At 36.4% G+C, this 17,192-nt stretch carries 22 protein-coding genes and 1 pseudogene; 19 read left to right on the top strand and 4 right to left on the bottom strand.

The window, feature by feature from the left end; genetic code table 11:
• The first annotated feature begins 69 nt into the window (after window positions 1-69).
• The 6 genes from M3189_RS08750 (at window position 70) to M3189_RS08725 (ending at window position 5,862) form a co-directional block, all read left to right on the top strand.
• Window positions 70-1,014 (top strand): alpha/beta hydrolase, encoded by a 945-nt coding sequence (locus tag M3189_RS08750; RefSeq protein WP_251633467.1) that lies wholly within the window; start codon window positions 70-72, stop codon window positions 1,012-1,014.
• A 46-nt stretch (window positions 1,015-1,060) separates the two neighbouring features.
• Complete coding sequence (locus tag M3189_RS08745) at window positions 1,061-2,701, top strand: flavin-containing monooxygenase (RefSeq protein WP_285889486.1); 1,641 nt, start codon at window positions 1,061-1,063, stop codon at window positions 2,699-2,701.
• Window positions 2,702-2,995: 294 nt separating this feature from the next.
• Entirely contained in the window at window positions 2,996-3,163 is a 168-nt protein-coding gene (locus M3189_RS08740; protein ID WP_251633466.1) for a Fe3+ hydroxamate ABC transporter substrate-binding protein, read from the top strand.
• Between the two features lie 22 nt (window positions 3,164-3,185).
• Window positions 3,186-4,283: an NAD(P)H-dependent flavin oxidoreductase gene (locus M3189_RS08735; protein ID WP_251633465.1), complete on the top strand. Its 1,098-nt coding sequence runs from the start codon at window positions 3,186-3,188 to the stop codon at window positions 4,281-4,283.
• Window positions 4,284-4,491: 208 nt separating this feature from the next.
• On the top strand, window positions 4,492-5,082 hold the full coding sequence (locus M3189_RS08730; protein WP_251633464.1) for a copper resistance protein CopC: 591 nt from the start codon (window positions 4,492-4,494) through the stop codon (window positions 5,080-5,082).
• Between the two features lie 198 nt (window positions 5,083-5,280).
• Window positions 5,281-5,862, top strand: a complete 582-nt coding sequence (locus tag M3189_RS08725; RefSeq protein WP_435368068.1) for a cupin domain-containing protein — start codon at window positions 5,281-5,283, stop codon at window positions 5,860-5,862.
• 124 nt (window positions 5,863-5,986) lie between these two features.
• On the opposite strand, the gene M3189_RS08720 is transcribed toward M3189_RS08725, so the two are convergent.
• Window positions 5,987-6,199 carry a hypothetical protein gene (locus M3189_RS08720; RefSeq protein WP_251633463.1) on the bottom strand — a complete coding sequence of 71 codons (213 nt, stop codon included), beginning with the start codon at window positions 6,197-6,199 and terminating at the stop codon, window positions 5,987-5,989.
• Window positions 6,200-6,374: 175 nt separating this feature from the next.
• Between M3189_RS08720 and M3189_RS08715 the strand changes: the two genes are divergently transcribed.
• The 6 genes and pseudogenes from M3189_RS08715 (at window position 6,375) to M3189_RS08690 (ending at window position 10,135) form a co-directional block, all read left to right on the top strand.
• Window positions 6,375-6,671 (top strand): RNA polymerase alpha subunit C-terminal domain-containing protein, encoded by a 297-nt coding sequence (locus M3189_RS08715; protein WP_251633462.1) that lies wholly within the window; start codon window positions 6,375-6,377, stop codon window positions 6,669-6,671.
• A 53-nt stretch (window positions 6,672-6,724) separates the two neighbouring features.
• Entirely contained in the window at window positions 6,725-7,591 is an 867-nt protein-coding gene (locus tag M3189_RS08710) for an alpha/beta fold hydrolase (RefSeq protein ID WP_251633461.1), read from the top strand.
• A gap of 514 nt (window positions 7,592-8,105) precedes the next feature.
• Entirely contained in the window at window positions 8,106-8,681 is a 576-nt protein-coding gene (locus M3189_RS08705) for a hypothetical protein (RefSeq protein ID WP_251633460.1), read from the top strand.
• A 225-nt stretch (window positions 8,682-8,906) separates the two neighbouring features.
• Entirely contained in the window at window positions 8,907-9,362 is a 456-nt protein-coding gene (locus M3189_RS08700; protein ID WP_251633459.1) for a GNAT family N-acetyltransferase, read from the top strand.
• 292 nt (window positions 9,363-9,654) lie between these two features.
• Complete coding sequence (locus M3189_RS08695) at window positions 9,655-9,804, top strand: hypothetical protein (protein WP_251633458.1); 150 nt, start codon at window positions 9,655-9,657, stop codon at window positions 9,802-9,804.
• A gap of 23 nt (window positions 9,805-9,827) precedes the next feature.
• Window positions 9,828-10,135 (top strand): annotated as a pseudogene (locus tag M3189_RS08690) (ClbS/DfsB family four-helix bundle protein).
• Window positions 10,136-10,269: 134 nt separating this feature from the next.
• Here the strand turns inward: M3189_RS08690 and M3189_RS08685 are convergent.
• On the bottom strand, window positions 10,270-11,286 hold the full coding sequence (locus tag M3189_RS08685) for a DUF3231 family protein (protein ID WP_251633456.1): 1,017 nt from the start codon (window positions 11,284-11,286) through the stop codon (window positions 10,270-10,272).
• Between the two features lie 438 nt (window positions 11,287-11,724).
• On the opposite strand from M3189_RS08685, the gene M3189_RS08680 reads away from it, so the two are divergent.
• The 3 genes from M3189_RS08680 to M3189_RS08670 all read left to right on the top strand — a co-directional run bounded on the left by M3189_RS08680 (window position 11,725) and on the right by M3189_RS08670 (window position 13,743).
• Window positions 11,725-12,429 carry an MOSC domain-containing protein gene (locus tag M3189_RS08680; protein ID WP_251633455.1) on the top strand — a complete coding sequence of 235 codons (705 nt, stop codon included), beginning with the start codon at window positions 11,725-11,727 and terminating at the stop codon, window positions 12,427-12,429.
• Window positions 12,430-12,631: 202 nt separating this feature from the next.
• A complete protein-coding gene (locus M3189_RS08675; RefSeq protein WP_251633454.1) occupies window positions 12,632-13,138 on the top strand; it encodes a GNAT family N-acetyltransferase in 507 nt (168 codons plus the stop codon).
• Window positions 13,139-13,293: 155 nt separating this feature from the next.
• Window positions 13,294-13,743, top strand: coding sequence for a GNAT family N-acetyltransferase (locus M3189_RS08670; protein WP_251633453.1), 450 nt, complete (start codon window positions 13,294-13,296; stop codon window positions 13,741-13,743).
• Between the two features lie 310 nt (window positions 13,744-14,053).
• Here M3189_RS08670 and M3189_RS08665 read toward each other — a convergent pair whose 3' ends face one another.
• On the bottom strand, window positions 14,054-15,025 hold the full coding sequence (locus M3189_RS08665; RefSeq protein ID WP_251633452.1) for an NAD(P)-dependent alcohol dehydrogenase: 972 nt from the start codon (window positions 15,023-15,025) through the stop codon (window positions 14,054-14,056).
• Between the two features lie 143 nt (window positions 15,026-15,168).
• Between M3189_RS08665 and M3189_RS08660 the strand changes: the two genes are divergently transcribed.
• The 4 genes from M3189_RS08660 to M3189_RS26910 all read left to right on the top strand — a co-directional run bounded on the left by M3189_RS08660 (window position 15,169) and on the right by M3189_RS26910 (window position 16,714).
• Window positions 15,169-15,576 carry a RidA family protein gene (locus M3189_RS08660; protein ID WP_251633451.1) on the top strand — a complete coding sequence of 136 codons (408 nt, stop codon included), beginning with the start codon at window positions 15,169-15,171 and terminating at the stop codon, window positions 15,574-15,576.
• A 177-nt stretch (window positions 15,577-15,753) separates the two neighbouring features.
• Complete coding sequence (locus M3189_RS08655) at window positions 15,754-15,903, top strand: hypothetical protein (protein ID WP_251633450.1); 150 nt, start codon at window positions 15,754-15,756, stop codon at window positions 15,901-15,903.
• Between the two features lie 172 nt (window positions 15,904-16,075).
• A complete protein-coding gene (locus M3189_RS08650; protein WP_251633449.1) occupies window positions 16,076-16,318 on the top strand; it encodes a hypothetical protein in 243 nt (80 codons plus the stop codon).
• 264 nt (window positions 16,319-16,582) lie between these two features.
• On the top strand, window positions 16,583-16,714 hold the full coding sequence (locus M3189_RS26910; protein ID WP_285889485.1) for a hypothetical protein: 132 nt from the start codon (window positions 16,583-16,585) through the stop codon (window positions 16,712-16,714).
• Window position 16,715: 1 nt separating this feature from the next.
• Here the strand turns inward: M3189_RS26910 and M3189_RS08645 are convergent, their stop codons facing one another.
• Window positions 16,716-17,132, bottom strand: coding sequence for a DUF2809 domain-containing protein (locus M3189_RS08645; protein ID WP_251633448.1), 417 nt, complete (start codon window positions 17,130-17,132; stop codon window positions 16,716-16,718).
• Window positions 17,133-17,192 lie beyond the last annotated feature (60 nt).

The following is a 17,192-nucleotide window of genomic DNA, read 5'->3' as shown; positions in this document are numbered from 1 at the left end:
TAGATAGTGCTAATAGGTGCTAATCCCTAAAAAGGATTAAAATCTTTTTACAAGGAAAGGAAGATGACAATGGCAGATTTAAAACCGCAGTCCCTCATGTATTTAGAAGCGTTTAAGCAAATGCCACCAATAGCTTCATTAGAACCGCAAACAGTTAGAGATATGTTTGCAATGGCACCCCCAGTAGAGGTAGAGCTAGCACCGATTGCGAAAATTGAAGACCGCCTAGTAGCAGTTAATGGTGGAGAAATAAATGTACGAATCTATACTCCGGAAGGGCAAGGCCCATTCCCAATCTTTGTCTACTATCATGGAGGCGGTTGGGTAATTGGTGATATAGCTACATCCGATGCTAGCTGCAGAATGCTAGCGAACAAAACGGAGAGAATTGTGGTATCAGTAGATTACCGCCTTGCACCGGAGCATAAATTCCCAGTTCCTGTTGAGGATTCGTATGCAGCTTTGCAATGGGTAAGTGAAAATGCAGCGGCTTTAAATGGAAACGCTTCCAATGTTGTTGTAGGCGGGGATAGTGCGGGAGGAAATCTTGCTGCTGCTATGACATTGAGATCAAGAAGCGAAAACGGACCTGCAATTGCTGGCCAGGTGCTTATTTATCCAGTAACAGCATTAAGCTATGATTCTCAATCCTATGAGGCTTTCAAAGAAGGATTCGGTTTAGATAGAGACCTAATGATTTGGTTTGGCAATTATTATATCCGTAATGAAGAGGATGCAAAAAATGTCCTAGTTGCACCGATTCTTGAAGAGGACTTACGCAATCTGCCGCCTGCTTATGTACTTACAGCAGAGTTTGATGTACTACGAGATGAAGGTGAGGCCTATGCAGCGCGGCTTAAAGAGGCTGGAGTACATGTTGAAACTTCACGTGAAGAAGGATTAATCCATGGATTTTTCACAAATATGGCAGTTTTCCCTGATGATATCAAAGGCGCTATCGATAAATTTGCGACATTTTTAAGTAAAGTTGACCAAGAGGTAAGTAGAGTCTAATTTTCATAGAAGAAAAATCTGAACCTTAATTTGGGAGGGAATGCTTTTGACATCTACAAAAGAGACTAATTTTGATGCGGTAGTAATTGGTGCAGGCTTTTCAGGAATGTATATGCTTTATCGTTTACGTGAATTAGGTTTATCGACTCGTGTTTATGAGGCAGCAGAAGGTGTTGGCGGTACCTGGTATTGGAACCGGTATCCCGGAGCACGCTGTGACTCCGAGAGTATCTACTATAATTATACTTTTTCTGAAGAGCTTTATCGCGAGTGGACTTGGTCTTCTCGTTATCCAGAGCAGCCTGAAATCTTAAAATATCTAAACTTTGTCGCTGATAAGTTTGAGTTGAGACCAGATATTCAGTTCAACACTCGGGTCAATTCAGCCCAATATGACGAAGAGAACAAGATATGGCAGATTACTTTAAATGATGGCAGCTCTGTTTCTGCGAAGTACTTTATTACTGGAGTAGGTTGTCTTTCTGCTTCCAATCTTCCTAAATTTAATGGCTTAGAGAACTTCAAAGGTGAATATTATCACACCGGGCATTGGCCACATACAAAAGTTGATTTCACTGGCAAAACAGTGGGAATCATCGGAACAGGTTCAAGCGGCGTTCAGGCAATTCCTGCCATTGCGAAAGAAGCTGCCCATTTAACTGTTTTCCAACGAACACCACAGTATAGTGCTCCAGCGCGGAACCATCCTTATGATCCTGAGTATATTCGCCAAGCAAAAGAAAATTTCCAAGAAATTAAGCGACAAATGCGTGAATCTACAGGCGGCGCGCCTGGTGACATCCCAACGAAATCAGCGCTCGAGGTAACACCTGAAGAACGTCTGGAGAAATATGAGGAAGCATGGCGAATTGGTGGTCAAGGAATTTTCACCTCGTACTACGATATTACTGTCAATGAAGAGGCCAACAAAACGGCTTCCGAATTCATCCGTTCTAAAATTCAAGAGATTGTTAAAAAGCCGGATGTTGCGGACAAGCTGATGCCTACGTATTACTATGGAACAAAGCGGCCAATCATCGATACCGATTACTATGAAACCTATAATCGAGACAATGTTTCATTAGTAGATGTTAAAAAGAATCCAATTGTAGAAATTACGGAAAAAGGGCTGCGGACGACTGAAGGCAAATTTGAGGTTGATGTCCTTGTTTTTGCTACCGGATTCGACGGCATGACAGGTCCGTTGTTAAAAATGGATATCCGCGGTAAAGATGGAGTATCATTGAAGGAGAAATGGAATGGGGGAGAAAATACTAGAACTTATCTAGGTGTAGCGAATGCCGGATTCCCAAATTTCTTCATGATTACCGGACCTGAAAGTCCTTCCGTTTTGAGTAACATGCCGGTTTCGATTGAGCAGCATGTGGAATGGATCTCCGATTGTATTGAATATATGGGTGAAAATAATATGGATACCATTGAAGCAAATGTCGAAGCTGAGGAAGCCTGGAGTAAGCATTGTGGAGAGGTTGCGAATGCAACGCTGTTTTCAAAGGCAGATTCCTGGTACACAGGTGCCAACATCCCTGGAAAGACACGTAGATTTTTAATCTACTTGGGTGGTGTCGGAGCATACCGTCAGAAATGTGCTGAAATTGCGGCCAATGGTTACGAAGGATTCCATTTTGAAAAAGCTCCTGCTCCTATTCAAGGTAGTATAAAATAAATAGATTGGCGTAGTCTACAGTATAAGATCAGTCTACTATCAGTTGAACAGGCGTGAATTCCTATGTGAATTCACGCCTGTAACTTTTTTCAGGCAGTAATCTTTCCGTAAGAGCAAGCTATAATTTCCTGCTTAGAATTCCCATTTTACTCAAAAGAAAATCATTTTATAAAACTATTAGCTTACCATTATAGTAAACTAAGAATATATTTGTATTTGAAGCACTTTAAGAGAGGTTTAGTTTTAATGAAAAACCGCACTCAAAAATAAAAATTTTATCGGAGGTGTTTTACTATGTTGTGGGATAAGCCCAAATGTATCGTTTGTGATAAAGAAATTAAGGCAGATGAAATGGTCTATGTAAAAATGCGCTATCCAAAGCGAAAAGGATTTACCGAAATAAAAGCTTTCTTAAGAAACGAAGCCAAATTCATTTGTGAAGAATGTTTTAACAAAAAATAATAGTTTACAAGAGGTGTAGTGGATGATTAAGAATATAATGACAGAGCTTTTAAAAATTGAGTTTCCAATAATCCAAGCTCCGATGGCAGGAGGAGTAACCACTTCAAAATTTGTGACGGAGGTTTCAAATTCCGGTGGCCTTGGAATGATTGGTGCAGGCTACATGTCACCAAATCAAGTCTCTGAACAAATAAAAGAAATAAAACAGCTCACAACAAACCCCTTTGGCATCAATCTATTTGTTCCTAACGAATTTACTTATACTGAAAATGAAATTAAATCAGCATCTCAACTCTTACAGCCTATTTGTGAGCAATTACATATAAATCAAAATGATCGTTTGGAGATTCCAACATCCAATCATTTATTTGAAACATTTAATGACCAAATCAAAATTGTCATAGAAGAAAATCTCCCTGTGTGTTCATTTACTTTTGGTGTTCCTTCCATTGAGATAATCGCTAAGTTAAAACACCATAACATTATTCTAATGGGAACAGCTACCACTGTAGAGGAAGCGGTTGAAATTGAAAGGTTAGGGATGGATATCGTTTGTGTTCAAGGCAGTGAAGCAGGTGGACACCGAGGGAACTTTATGGGTGAAGACGAAGGGAGTTTAGTGGGTTTAATGTCCTTGATTCCACAGGTTGTTGATCATGTCAGCATCCCTGTCATTGCTGCTGGTGGGATTATGGATGGGAGAGGACTGATGGCCGCCATTTGCTTGGGAGCAATGGGAGTTCAAATGGGGACAGCTTTCTTAACCTGTAAAGAAAGTGGAGCTCATCAGGTTCATAAAGAAGCCATTCTTCACGCTAAAGAAGACCAAATGGTTTTAACCCGAGCGTTTTCAGGCAAATGGGCAAGAGGAATGAACAATCCATTTATTTCAGAATTAAAGAATCATGAAGAATCTTTACCCGATTTTCCAGTTCAAAATACGCTAACCCAACACATTCGTAAGGCCGCTTCTTCCCAAAACAACCCAGACTACATGTCACTCTGGTCTGGTCAAAGTCCGAGGCTAGCCAAGAATCATACCGTTGAAGCTTTAATGAAGGAAATTGTATCTGAAGCAAAAAAAATAAATCAACATTTAACAGATAGTATAAGAGAATAAGTAATTTTCACCCTGTGCGATTGTTCTATATGGACAATCGCTTTTTTACCTTGTCAATCATTATTTGTGAAACTTTTGTGAAATTGTCGAATAGCCTTAAAACCACTTAGACAGCATGTTAATATGGATATGCTAGGAAACATGTACTAGTTTTTTAATGCCCGAATATATTAATTACAACATGTATCAGAAAGGTAGGAGCTTTATCTTGAAAAAAATCATTTTATTCTTGGTTTGTACTTTACTGGTTGTACCTTCCTTTGTAAGTGCACACACAAGTTTAACTTCATCAAATCCATCAGAAGGACAAGTTGTAACAGAGAATCTTGAACAAATTATTCTAACGTTTGGCACTTCTATCGAGGAATTAAGCACGATGGATTTGGTTAAAGACGGAACTAAACTTCCATTAGGAGAAGTCAAAGTTGAAAATAAGCAACTAACTGGAACAATAGCAAAACCATTAGAGAATGGATCTTACATCATCCAATGGACAATTGTTGGGGAAGATGGCCATCCCATAAAAGGTGAAATCAATTTTGCTGTTCAAAATGATCAAAATGCAGTAGAGGAAAATCCTGTTACTCCAGAGGACAGCGAAGTAAATCAAGAGGATGACAATCAGACAGATCAAATTGAACAAAAAAGTGAAAATCAAATTACAGCATCAGATACAGTTGAAAATAGTGACGATCAAAATGATAACAACTCATCAACCATGTTAATTACAGTATTTATTGTCTTAATTGTGATATTTGGAATTGTACTTTTATTATTTACCGGAAAGAAAAAGCGTTAGTCATAAATATAAATCATTTATTAATAACAATCTTAATCGCAGGATTGTTAGCACTGGTTATTTCACTAAAAAAACGCGGATAATGTTAGATCTTAAAAGACAAGAATTACGATTTCTTGTCTTTTTTTATGCACACTAATCTATAGGTACATTTCCTAACCAAAGTGAATAGAATACCTAGATAAATTTTTGGAGGGAATGAGCGAGATGTACAATGTACCTTATACCTACCCATATGCCTATCAAAATCCTTATTATGTCAACGTGCCAATGTATAACTATGGGAGGCAGGATTTGAATTGGGGTTACCCGTATGATTTCGGCTATGCAAATCATTATCCGTACTGGCCAACTATAAACGAGAGAAATATAGAACTAAAAGATTATGGTAAACAACCATTTGTAGTGAATATTGAGGAAGCTTCAAAACAAAACCGTACATTTCGAACAGCTTTATGGACAGGGAATCATCTGCAGGTTACTTTAATGAGTATCAATGTGGGCGAGGATATCGGATTAGAGATACATCCTGATATTGATCAATTCCTACGTATTGAAGAGGGCCAAGGAATTGTCCAAATGGGTGATACAAAGGACAATTTAACTTTTCAAACAAGAGTAGCGGATGATTTTGCCATTATGGTCCCTGCAGGAAAATGGCACAATATAACCAATACAGGGAATACACCACTAAAACTTTATGCAATCTATGCTCCACCTCAACATCCATTCGGAACTGTTCATAAAACGAAGGCAGAGGCAATGGCTGCTGAAGAATAATCAGGGTTAACCATTTCGATTTATTATTAAATACTCTCATTTATAAATAGAAGAGGCGTTGATTCATGACTGAATGAACGCCTCATTCTCTTTTTCTAGTTCCCTCATGCAAAAAAGCACCCGATTACTCGGATGCATATTTGATGATTCCATGTAAATAAACGGAGTATTCCCGCTGTATACATTCTCTTAACTTAATCTTTCCTTCACTTTCTAATTCTCCAACCCATTTCTCAATCTTTTTTTCATCTTCTTTAGTGGACTTAGGAATCTCTGTTGAAAATAAATTACTTTGACTGGCATTGCGAAGATTTTTTAATAAATCAACTTTATTCATTGGGCCAACCCCTTTATCTATTAATTCGACATACAGGACGTTTTCTCCTTTGAATTCTAATAATTTTCAAGAGTTTTCAAATTCTGTTTATGAAACACATTAGATATAGAGGGAAGATTACTATAGTGGCGAATATATAAAAATAGAGAAAATTCCAGAATAGGAGTGATTTACTATGACAACTTCTTCTGAAAAGAATTTACGGATTTGCGACAAGGGACATAATTTTTATAAAAGTAGTGATTGTCCAACCTGTCCGACTTGCGAGGCAGAGCGAAAACCCGAAAGTGGATTTCTAGCGTTACTCTCAGCACCAGCAAGACGAGCATTGGAAAACAATAGAATCACCTCTTTGCAGGAGCTATCAACCTTAAGTGAAAAGGAAGTTTTGAAATTTCATGGAATGGGACCTGCTTCTATACCTAAACTGAGAGTTGCATTAAAGGAGAATGGGTTATCCTTTAGGGAATAAACAAATAGGGAAAATTGATTCTAATTAGATAGAAAGACATGGGAGAGGTCATGATGGAAAATATCATTTTAGAGTGGAACGGAGAAAAGGTAAGTTATTTTGTGGATGGCGATAGTAAAAATCCAACGATTATCTGCCTGCACGGACTGGCTGGCAGTGCGAATTATAGTTTTTCAGAACTGAGTAAAAAATTATCAAAGCATTATCATCTCATTTTAATTGATCAACCAGGGCATGGGAAAAGTACATCTTTTAAGAAGGAAGGAGATTATTTATTTTCGAATTTGGCCACATGGTATGAAAAGGTTTTTGATTCCATATTGGATAAACCATTTTATATTTTAGGGCATTCATGGGGAGCAGATGTGGCGTTACATTATACTAGACATTATCCTAACAAAATTAAGGGAGTTATTCTGCTCGATGGTGGTTTTACTTTTCCAGAATTTCAAGAAGAAATGACTTTTTCAAGAGCCTACGATGGCTGGAACACTTATATCGATAATGCCAAATACGATAGTTGGGAAGAAATTCTAGATGAGTATAAGACATTCACGAAGCGATGGAATGCTGCCATTGAAAAGTCAGTAGCTTCCATATTCACGAAGAATGATAAGTATGAACTAATCGCCTCGAAGTTTACTGTTTTACCCATCATCAAGGCATTCTTTAAAGAACCGTTTATGACTACATATCCTTACATTAAGTCACCATTATTATTGATACATGCAACAGAGCCAAAAGAATTACATGAAGCAAGGGAAAAAGGGATATCCCAATTAAAGAAGGATATAAAAGAGGCTACTATTATCAAAATAAAGGATACCGGCCACATGATTCAATGGGACAACCCAGAGGAAGTTAGTTCTGAAATAATGAATTGGGTGAATAAACAAGAGTCAAAACTTCTCATTCCCTGAAGAAACCCCCAGAGCAAGATAAATTCATCTATTGCAGGTTTTCGGCTTTTTATTGAAGACTACATGTGAATAGGTTGGTCGGTTGACTTAATATTCTTTGATTATTAATAGTAAAAGCACTAAATAAAGGCTGGGCATAACCCATACTTTATTAAAGAAGGCAGTTATCTACATATAGTAGGTAATTGCCTTCTTGTTTTTCAATGATCTCTTCACGGATCTGAACGACAAAATTTTTAATCCTATAATGGGACTTTTTAATTAAAAACCGTGAAAGATGAGGATTTTTGAAAGAATAAGGAGGATTTTTACTATTCAAAAAGGAATATATTATATACAATTCCGATTCAATTGCTCATAGAAATTATTTCGTCAGATTGCAAGAAGAACTGCGCTGAAAAAATAATGAATAGGTCACCTAGATGTTTTTTCATAATGCAAATAGCTTCAGATAGATATAGATCAAGCCATTTTATTCATCCATTCTATCAACGTACGAAAGAAGGTATATGATATGATTGAAAATTTTTTTGCTGACTATAAAAACTATATTGTTGTACCGGAAGATGAAAAGCAAGTTGTTAATGAAGTAATTGATCCCAAAAATTATGCTGCCTATTATATACTAACACTGTCTATTTTTGATTCCAAATTAACGACATGGAAAGATGCCAGTAAATTTGAAATAGATATTGAAAAAAGTATTAAAAATGTACTGAGGGATTTCAATCAAATGCACCGTGAGAAGTACCATCTACAATTACTAGAATTAGATAAGTTTAAAAACTATTTTATCTTGGCCCTTTCTTCTAAAACAAAATTTAATGCAGGGGAGGAAAAGGAGCGCATAGATACCATCATTGATAAAATACTGACTAATCCTTTTTATGTCGGGCAAAGCTGGTTCAACCTAATTGGTGATAAAGGAAGAGTTGCCCGTAAACTGTTTTGCTGCTCCTTTAAGGAATATGTAGTGGAAGAACTAAAACATTCAAAAAAGGAAGGAAAAAATGAAAACATCAGTGAAATAATCCCTAAAAATGGAGAAATTAAGCTGATCAAAAGTTCATTGAAAAGGGATATTCGCTAAATACATAGCATAATTGGTAAAGTTCCCTTAGCGGGTCAGCTGGGCTATTGTTAATAATTAAGCTGCCATTTTGGGGGAAAACTATTTGAAATAATTTTTAGGCAATGGTTACCAAAGGAGGCGTTCATTATGGCAAACAAAAGAATTTTTATTATTAATGACTACACGGGGAAAACGACTAATTAAATAGTATTTTGCGATTCCCCAAATTGAAAGGGGAAAATTATGAGGATCGAAAATGTGAAAATCGTAGATTTAAATTCAGAAAACTGGTATGACTGTTGTGTATTAGAAGTATCCACGGACCAAAAAGAATACATTGAGCCCAATTCTATATCAATAGCTCAGTCAAAGTTTGAGCCTACATTAAAGCCATATGCTATTTATGCTGAAGAGAAAGTGGTTGGCTTTTTGATGTACAATACTGTTCAAGAAGAACTTGATGGTTATTGGGTATATAGAATAATGGTGGATAAAGAATTCCAAGGCAAGGGCATAGGAAAAGCTGCAACTAAGTTAATGATTTCAGAGATGGCTAAGTTACCTAATGCTGAAAAAATTGTTGTAGGTTATCATCCTGAAAATTTGGGAGCACATAAACTATACTTGAGTCTGGGATTTATTGATAATGGTGATAGGTTCGGTAAGGAAATGGCAGTAATAAAAAATATAAATGAATGATAGATAAATAGAATAGCCCGATAAGAAAGGACCATAAATTTGGTCCTTTCTTATCGGGCTTGAGTTTAACAAAAGGTTTCAGTAGCCCATTTTGTTTTTGCTTACCAAGGAGTTTAATTTAACAAAATTATTTGTTTCATATCGTAAAATAGTAGAAGTTAACTATACCCAACGGAGGGCTTTACTTTAAGATCAGGTTGCTGCGGCAATCTTTTCATTATCTAGATTAAATTTCTTGCACAAGACCATATGTTCTAATGTTGAAAATATAGTAAAAAGGGAGGGGAATCCTATGCCAGCAAAGAGTGAAAAGGATATTCTATTGTTAAATAGCGACATGAATTTCAAATCACTACTTCAAATAATTGAAACTGTACCAAGCAGAAAAAGGGGCATTTCTATTGAAACACAAGAAAAGATTAGAATTTTCGTGATGTATTAATGCACCTTTATGAATGACATGCAATGCTTGAGAGGCGGCATAGAGAAGGGATGAATGGGGATACTCCTTCTATTCCGGCACCTGGCTATAAATGGAGTAATATAAAACTAATTAATAAGCAAATTTGGGGAAAAATCAAGATGTAACATTAAATTTTGCTCTTAAAAAATTGAAGTTAAGCCATGAAAGAGTAATGAACTTAATTAAATTACATACCAATGAAGAAATCATGACAAAAAAATACTATAAGTGGACTTCCAATCATTACATTTGGGCTATAAAAAAATGTGAATTTATTGCAAAGTTTATAGAAGGAGGAATAAAACACTAATTTGTGAAATAATGCACTTAAACTAACGGTGCAGTTTAGTGGTACAAGGGAGATGGAATTTTGTTTTCTTTGCCCTATGAGCAGCAAATGAAAAAGCTAGGAATCGTTCCTAGCGTCCAGTTTTTACATATTATTTATTTCTCCTTCCTGTTGGCGAGCGAGTCACGGTCACTTGCTGTTGGAGGCTGCTCTAACCATCCATTTTTTATCATTAGGTTTGCTCCGTCTTCTGCAAATTGTAAAAGTTCTAAAATTAGTCGTATGTAATCAGCACCTAAATCTCTTCTTGAATTGACACTCAAAGCGGAACCATAAAATGAAAGGGATAATTGTGTAGACAATAGAATTTGGTACATCATATATTTATCTGAAAAGGTCATAGAAGTAGAGCTCGTAATCATCGATTGCCAAGAAAAAGGCGAATTCAATTTATCTTCCTTAAATACCGATTCAAATATTTTTATGTGTTTATTGGCAATGTCAAGACCCCTCATGAAATATTGACTAATCTCTTTGGATTGGGCTACTTGGATGAACCCCACTTTTAAAGCAGCATGTAAATGCATTTTTAGCATGTTGAAAGTAATATCTCCTATTTCGATAGCATTCAGAGGACGACGATCTCCCAACCATCCCGTCAAAAAACTTTGGTGCTTTACAAAATCGATTGATTCGGGTGGTGAAATAACAGGAGGTCGTACAAAAAGTCCTTTCGAAAGCATTAAATCAATGGATTGATCAAAAAGCTCCATCGTTTCGGACATACAGGTTATGTAATACTTCCGTAAGTCAGAACGAACGGAAGTACCAACAGACAAAGAATATCCAGTCATGCCTTGCAAAGTCATGATATAAATATAATTTAGGTAGAACGGGTCTTGAAAAAGACGAGGTGCCTGAATGTTTACGTCATCTTTTTCTGTAAACCCATGTGGAATAGGATAATTTTCATTTAACATAAATTCTGTAATTTTTTGAACATGCTTTTGGGATATTCCCAAGGATGTTTGGTAAATCGATTTGACATCAGGATCTTCGATATGCTCCAGTGCATAACGAAAAAAACAAATGGACATGGTATCAAAAATGTATTGAGTCCAAAGGCTTGCCATTTCTGGAGCAGTTAATCGAATGGGGTTATTTGTCTCCAAGATTTTTCCTCCAATAAACGAAATTGTACATTTTTTTTATTGTTCTCTCAGAGGTGTATAATATGTAAAAAATTAGAAACCTCTTAAAGCAAAAGATTTTACTGATGAGAAACAAGGTGTAGTTTTGATAAAAACAGTATTTATGGAAGTTTTTTACAAATAGACTTCAACATGGTTCAATGCGGGTGGTTCATTAATTCCGATTATTATCGGGATACATTTATAGCTTAACTGGTGTGATTCTTCAAGATGTAGTTTGCCTTTTTCTAATCTCACAAAAAAATTGTGAAATAGCGCACTTAAAGTAACGGGGGCGTTTCTTGAGAACCGGCTGCCATTGCGGTGGGCATTTTTTATTGAACTAGGTTACTTGGAGAATAACATAATATGAATATAGGAGAATAAAATCCTTTAAAAGCAGAAAATGGGGGTGAAACTTTGAATTGTAATGTAGGGAGAGTCAAAGAAATCCGCCGATTTCCAGTAAAATCAATATTAGGAGAGTCTGTATCCGCAGTTTCAGTTGGTGAGAGAGGTCTATTTGGAGACCGACTGTGGGCTATTAAAAACACAAGAGGAAAGTTTGGTAGTGGCAAGACAACACGCCGCTTCCAGCAGATGGATGGGTTATTTAATTTTAAAGCTCGATATGAGGGTATTACTCCAATTATAACTATGCCTGATGGAACTGAATATCGTGGTGACAATAATGCCTTAAATGAGGGGTTGACTGAGTGGCTTGGATTTCAAGTATCCTTGGCACGAGAAGAATCTATATCTCATTTTGACGAGGGTCCAATAAGTATCATTACGACTTCTGCATTACGTATGTTGAGTCAGGAAATAGGTGAGCTGGTAGACCCTCGTCGTTTTCGGGCAAACATTTTAATTGATACAGAATCACCGGGATATCTCGAATTTGATTGGGTAGACCGACTAATCAAAGTTGGACCAACTGTTAATCTGAGAGTTGTTGCTCCACTTCAAAGGTGTATAATGGTGAACAATCAACAAGAGGAATTAAAAGAGGATGATCGGGTCCTCCGACACTTAGTAAATAATCATAGTGGAATGTTTGGAGTTTGGGCTAAGGTTGAACGTATAGGTGAGGTAAATGTTGGAGATGAGATAATCTTACAATAAGATAATTGTTGTCCAACTACAGGGGCAAGAGTTGAAGATTAATAAATGGATCTGCAGCTCTTTAATTTTGTGCTTACGGGCCAGTTTAGTTTAAAAAAAGGGATATTAATGTCTTTTTTAACTAACAGGGGTTTTACTTAAAGAACTTGCTGCAAAACAGCAGCCTTTTTCCTGTTCGACTACTTTAAAAGGAGGTTATAAAATGACTAATAGTTTCTCGCCAATGAACTTTGAAATAATAACTGAACGGCTTTACTTGAGTATGTGGGAGGAATCAGATGCATCCTGGTATAGAGAACTTGTTGGGGAACGGGGCGTTGCTAAGCCAACTCTTGAGGCTGCTCTCAAAAATGTTATCAGTTTACGCGAAAGAGCACTGGAAAGTGGTATAAGTCTACTCACAATCCGACGCAAAGATGAAGGAGATATTATTGGATATTGCGGGTTAATTATCGGTCGTTCTACTATAGAAGAGCCGGAAATTGCTTATGAACTGTTCCAAAGAGTCCATGGAAATGGCTATGCAACTGAAGCCGCATCATCAATTATTGAAGCTGCGGTCGCCACTGGACGGCGACGTTTATGGGCTACTGTGGGTTCTTGGAATATTGCTTCCTTTCGAGTTCTTGAAAAGATTGGTTTCATTCGCCACCATAGTTCCTGGAAAGAGAATGGAGAAGAAGTTGTTTGGAACTTGCGTGATCTTTAGATAACAAAATTTTATTTTGCGAATAAACACCCTTCGACTATGAAGATTACAAATATAGAATCCTGAATTCCAAAAGTGAAAGAAGACTGACAGCTTTTTGTAAAAAAAGTCGCTTTCATAAATAACGAGGAGAAGTAAATTGAGGAGGTATTGTAGTGAACCAACACCAAATCATAATTACTCAATATAATCCCAAGTACGCTGAACAAACAGTGAAAATGTGGCGAGATAGTAAGGAACAGGCAATTGGTCAGAAAGAAATTCATAGCTTTGAAAATCACGTTTATTTTTTAAATACTATATTACCTGAACAGTTTCAAATAAATTTAGCGTTAATTGATGATAGAGTAGTTGGAATGATTGCTTCTAATGAAACGGAAATAAGCCAACTTTATATTCATATAGATTATCAAGGAATGGGTATAGGTCAAACATTACTAGATAAAGTTAAAGCAAAATCAAATGGGAGATTAACATTATATACATTTGAAGTAAATGAAAATGCACAACGATTTTATGAAAAGAATGGATTTAAAATCATTGGTAGAGGACACGAAAATGAAGAAAATTTACCTGATATTCAATATGAATGGATATCAAAATAAACATTGCTAACGGAGACGACTGGTATAAAAAAGCTATAGGAAAAGCAATTGCTTAACTGAAAAATGTCGGTTCTTTTTTGTGTTGGTCGAAACACTAACCCAAGATTGTGAAGTGATGTACTTAAACTACCTTGGTGCTTTAGTGAAATATGATAATACAAAAAAAGGCTTTGAGTTGAAAATAACTCTAAGCCTTTTTAACTGTGAAATATATGTTATTTCCTGTGTGAATTGGTCTGTGATTTAAGGTTTTTGCACCTTACAAGTAAACCCGTTAACAATCACTTTGGGGTTATTCCATGGGGACGTATTAATCCACCGTTATGACTACTTTTCCTTGGGCATGCCCTTGTTCAAAATATCGGAATGCTTCAGGAACCTCGCTTAACGTATACTGCCTATCAATAACAGGTTTTACTTTACCGGATTCCATCAGTTCTTTCAGACTAACAAGATCCTCTTGATTAGCTCTTTGTAAAAAAGTTCCCATTTTTTTACTCGAGGTCTTTGAAATCCAAGCTCCCACTGTCATAGCCAGAAACATTTGAGACCCAGAACCTCCAACGTGAACAAATATACCTTTAGGTTTTAAAGCTCGCTTATAATCTGAAAGTGGTTGGTGTCCGTTAACACCAAGAATCAGGTCATAGATATCCTCAGTCTCAGTAAACTTTTCTTTCGTATAGTCAATGACGTGATCTGCTCCAAGCGATTGTAAAATATCTATATTTCTTGTACTACAGACACCTGTAACCTCTGCTCCCAATGCTTTTGCAATCTGTACGGCAAAAGTCCCGACACCGCCAGAGGCACCATTAATTAATACCTTATGTCCAGGTTGAATTTTTCCTTTATTCCGCATACCTTGTAAGGCCGTGACTCCTGCCATCGGAGCCGCAGCCGCTTCTTCAAAGGACAAATTGGTTGGTTTTAAGGCTAATGCATTTTCAGGAACTGCCACAAATTCAGCAAAAGCACCCCAGCCACTGCCGGACAAATCTCCGAACACTTCATCACCAGGTTGGAATTGAGTAATATTTTTGCCAACTGCTTCTACCGTACCAGCCATATCACCACCAGGAATAGAGTATTTTGGTTTTAAAATACCAAAAGCAAAACGGGCCAAGAATGGTTCTCCCTTTAAAAGAACCAGGTTTCCAAAATTCACTGATGCCGCATGAACCTTCACCAATACTTGATTATCATTAGGAATAGGCTTTTCGACCTCTGTTACTTCAAGAACATCAGGCGGACCATATTTTTTATACACAATCGCTTTCATAAAAGCCCTCCATATCAATATCTCTAAAATGTAAAACACCTAACTAAATAGATATTCCAGTTAGAGGACATTCAATACATGAATCCATTTTAATTTGATACAATTACACTATAAGATTGGAATTAATAGGAGGGAAGGCAAAAATGACCAAAAAAATATCACTCATTCATTCTACCAATTTAGCCCAAGTCGACTATGCGTACGCTAGTCGAATTCCAGCGGGGATGGATATTCTCTTTCTAGCAGGAGCATGTCCACTTACAAAAGAGAGAATCGTACCAGAATCAAGTGATATTGAAATGCAAGCAAATCTTTGTGTTGAGAATTTGAAAGAGGCATTAAAAGAATGTGCTGCCACATTGGAAGACGTCGTCTATACAAGAGTCCTCGTTGCTACTCAGAATCAGTCTGACTTGGTCACTGCATGGGAAACGATTAGAAAAGAGTTTGGTGATCATGATGTTCCAAGTACATTGTCAGGTGTTACAGTATTAGGCTATAAAAATCAGTTGGTAGAGATTGAGGCTGTAGCTGCAGTAAATAAAAAATAATGGAATAGGGAACGGAAATCCGTTCCCCATAAACATAAATCTAGGATTCGCACTATTATCTAATTATTCACTATTATTTTCCTATTCCGCCTATTTTGAAAGCGCTTTTATGTGAATAGATTCACATGTATAATAAGAGTATAAGAAATTCCAATAACCGTAACTGGAGGAATCAAGATGCTGACAGAACTTTTTCTTGAATTCAAAAACTGGTGGTTTGGCGAGTCAATGTATAATGTAGAGATTGAAGAATTTGAACGGAATGAATCCAAGCATACCAGGGTTCACCATGATGAAGATATTAATGAAATGATTCGAGTACATTAAATTAAATTATATTTCATTCATATAGAAGACATCTAATTTAGAAGTCTTCTTTTTTTATTTTAAATATTAATAAAAGTCATAATCTGTTTGATTTTAGGCTGATGGCAGTCCTAATTTCTATGCTATTCTTAATCTATTAGGTAATACAATTATACACCTTGGAGGGTTAAGAATGAGCTGTGGTTGTTCCTCACATATTAGAGATGGAAAAGACATTGTTGATCATGTAAAAAGTAAAGGGAAAGATAAACTCGCTCCAACAGTGGCACATGAGATTAACTGCGAGTGCGGAGAGACATTTACGTTAGAAACGGTTATTATGAACTGTCCTAATTGTGAAATGACCTATGCGGTTACACCATGCGGGTCCAGTGATATCAATAATATCAAGATTGCTGGTATAAAATACGCTTAAGAAATTCTTTTGAAAAAAGGTTGCTGATGCAACCTTTTTTATTGCTCAAAAAAAAGCCTGATAATCGATAGTGTTGAGAAATTTTAATATTTCCAAAATTAACAATATCGATTATATTGAAAAGTAACTATATTTTTTTACTTAAAAAATGAATGATGGTTCAAAAGAGTTGGAGTTAAAGAGGATGCATTCATCCTGTCCGTTTATGATAGAGTCCGCTATGAAAATCAATTTGAAACTGATGAGGAATATCAATTATTTTTAATGAGTATTGAAACAAAGAAAAAAGAGGTAAAACAGATTCATAAATCGCTCGTAGAAGAGGGGAAAATTAACTCTACATCACGCGTAAAAAACATTATTAAGGGATTTACTACTCGAACAGAAGAACACTGAGTTATATGTTCTCCTGTTTTTTTATGATTGTTAAACGATCAAAGCTAGAGGCCATGATAATTCCAAATGTATATCGAATAAGATCCACAGTAAGGAAGCCTCTACCTAATATTAACGCTCCTAGCAAAGTACTGCGGATCTGATTGATCCAATCTTCTTGATAAAGCTGGCTGAACTCGATCCCGAAGCTGAACAAAAAACTGAGGAAGATGGCTGGTAACATTCTTTTATTCAACAATAAGAACCGAAATCCGAAGTAAACCATCATGGCCCATAGGACATCTCCAGCATTCTCTGCTAAAAAGGGAAATAACAAATGGCTAAATTTTCTCGAAGCTAGTCCTAGTAAAATGCTGATTACAACTGCTGCAAAATATTTCCTTTTCAGCTGATTTTGAGATTCATAATTAGAAAACATTGGCAACACCTTTTTTCCAAGTTATAATCTTCATTATATTATTAATAATATTGAGTACCA

This window comes from Neobacillus niacini (genome assembly GCF_023715415.1).
GTDB classification, from domain to species: Bacteria; Bacillota; Bacilli; order Bacillales; family Cytobacillaceae; genus Neobacillus; species Neobacillus niacini_C.
Note: the sequence above shows the minus strand (reverse complement) of the source record. Positions and strands in the feature narration are given on the sequence as shown.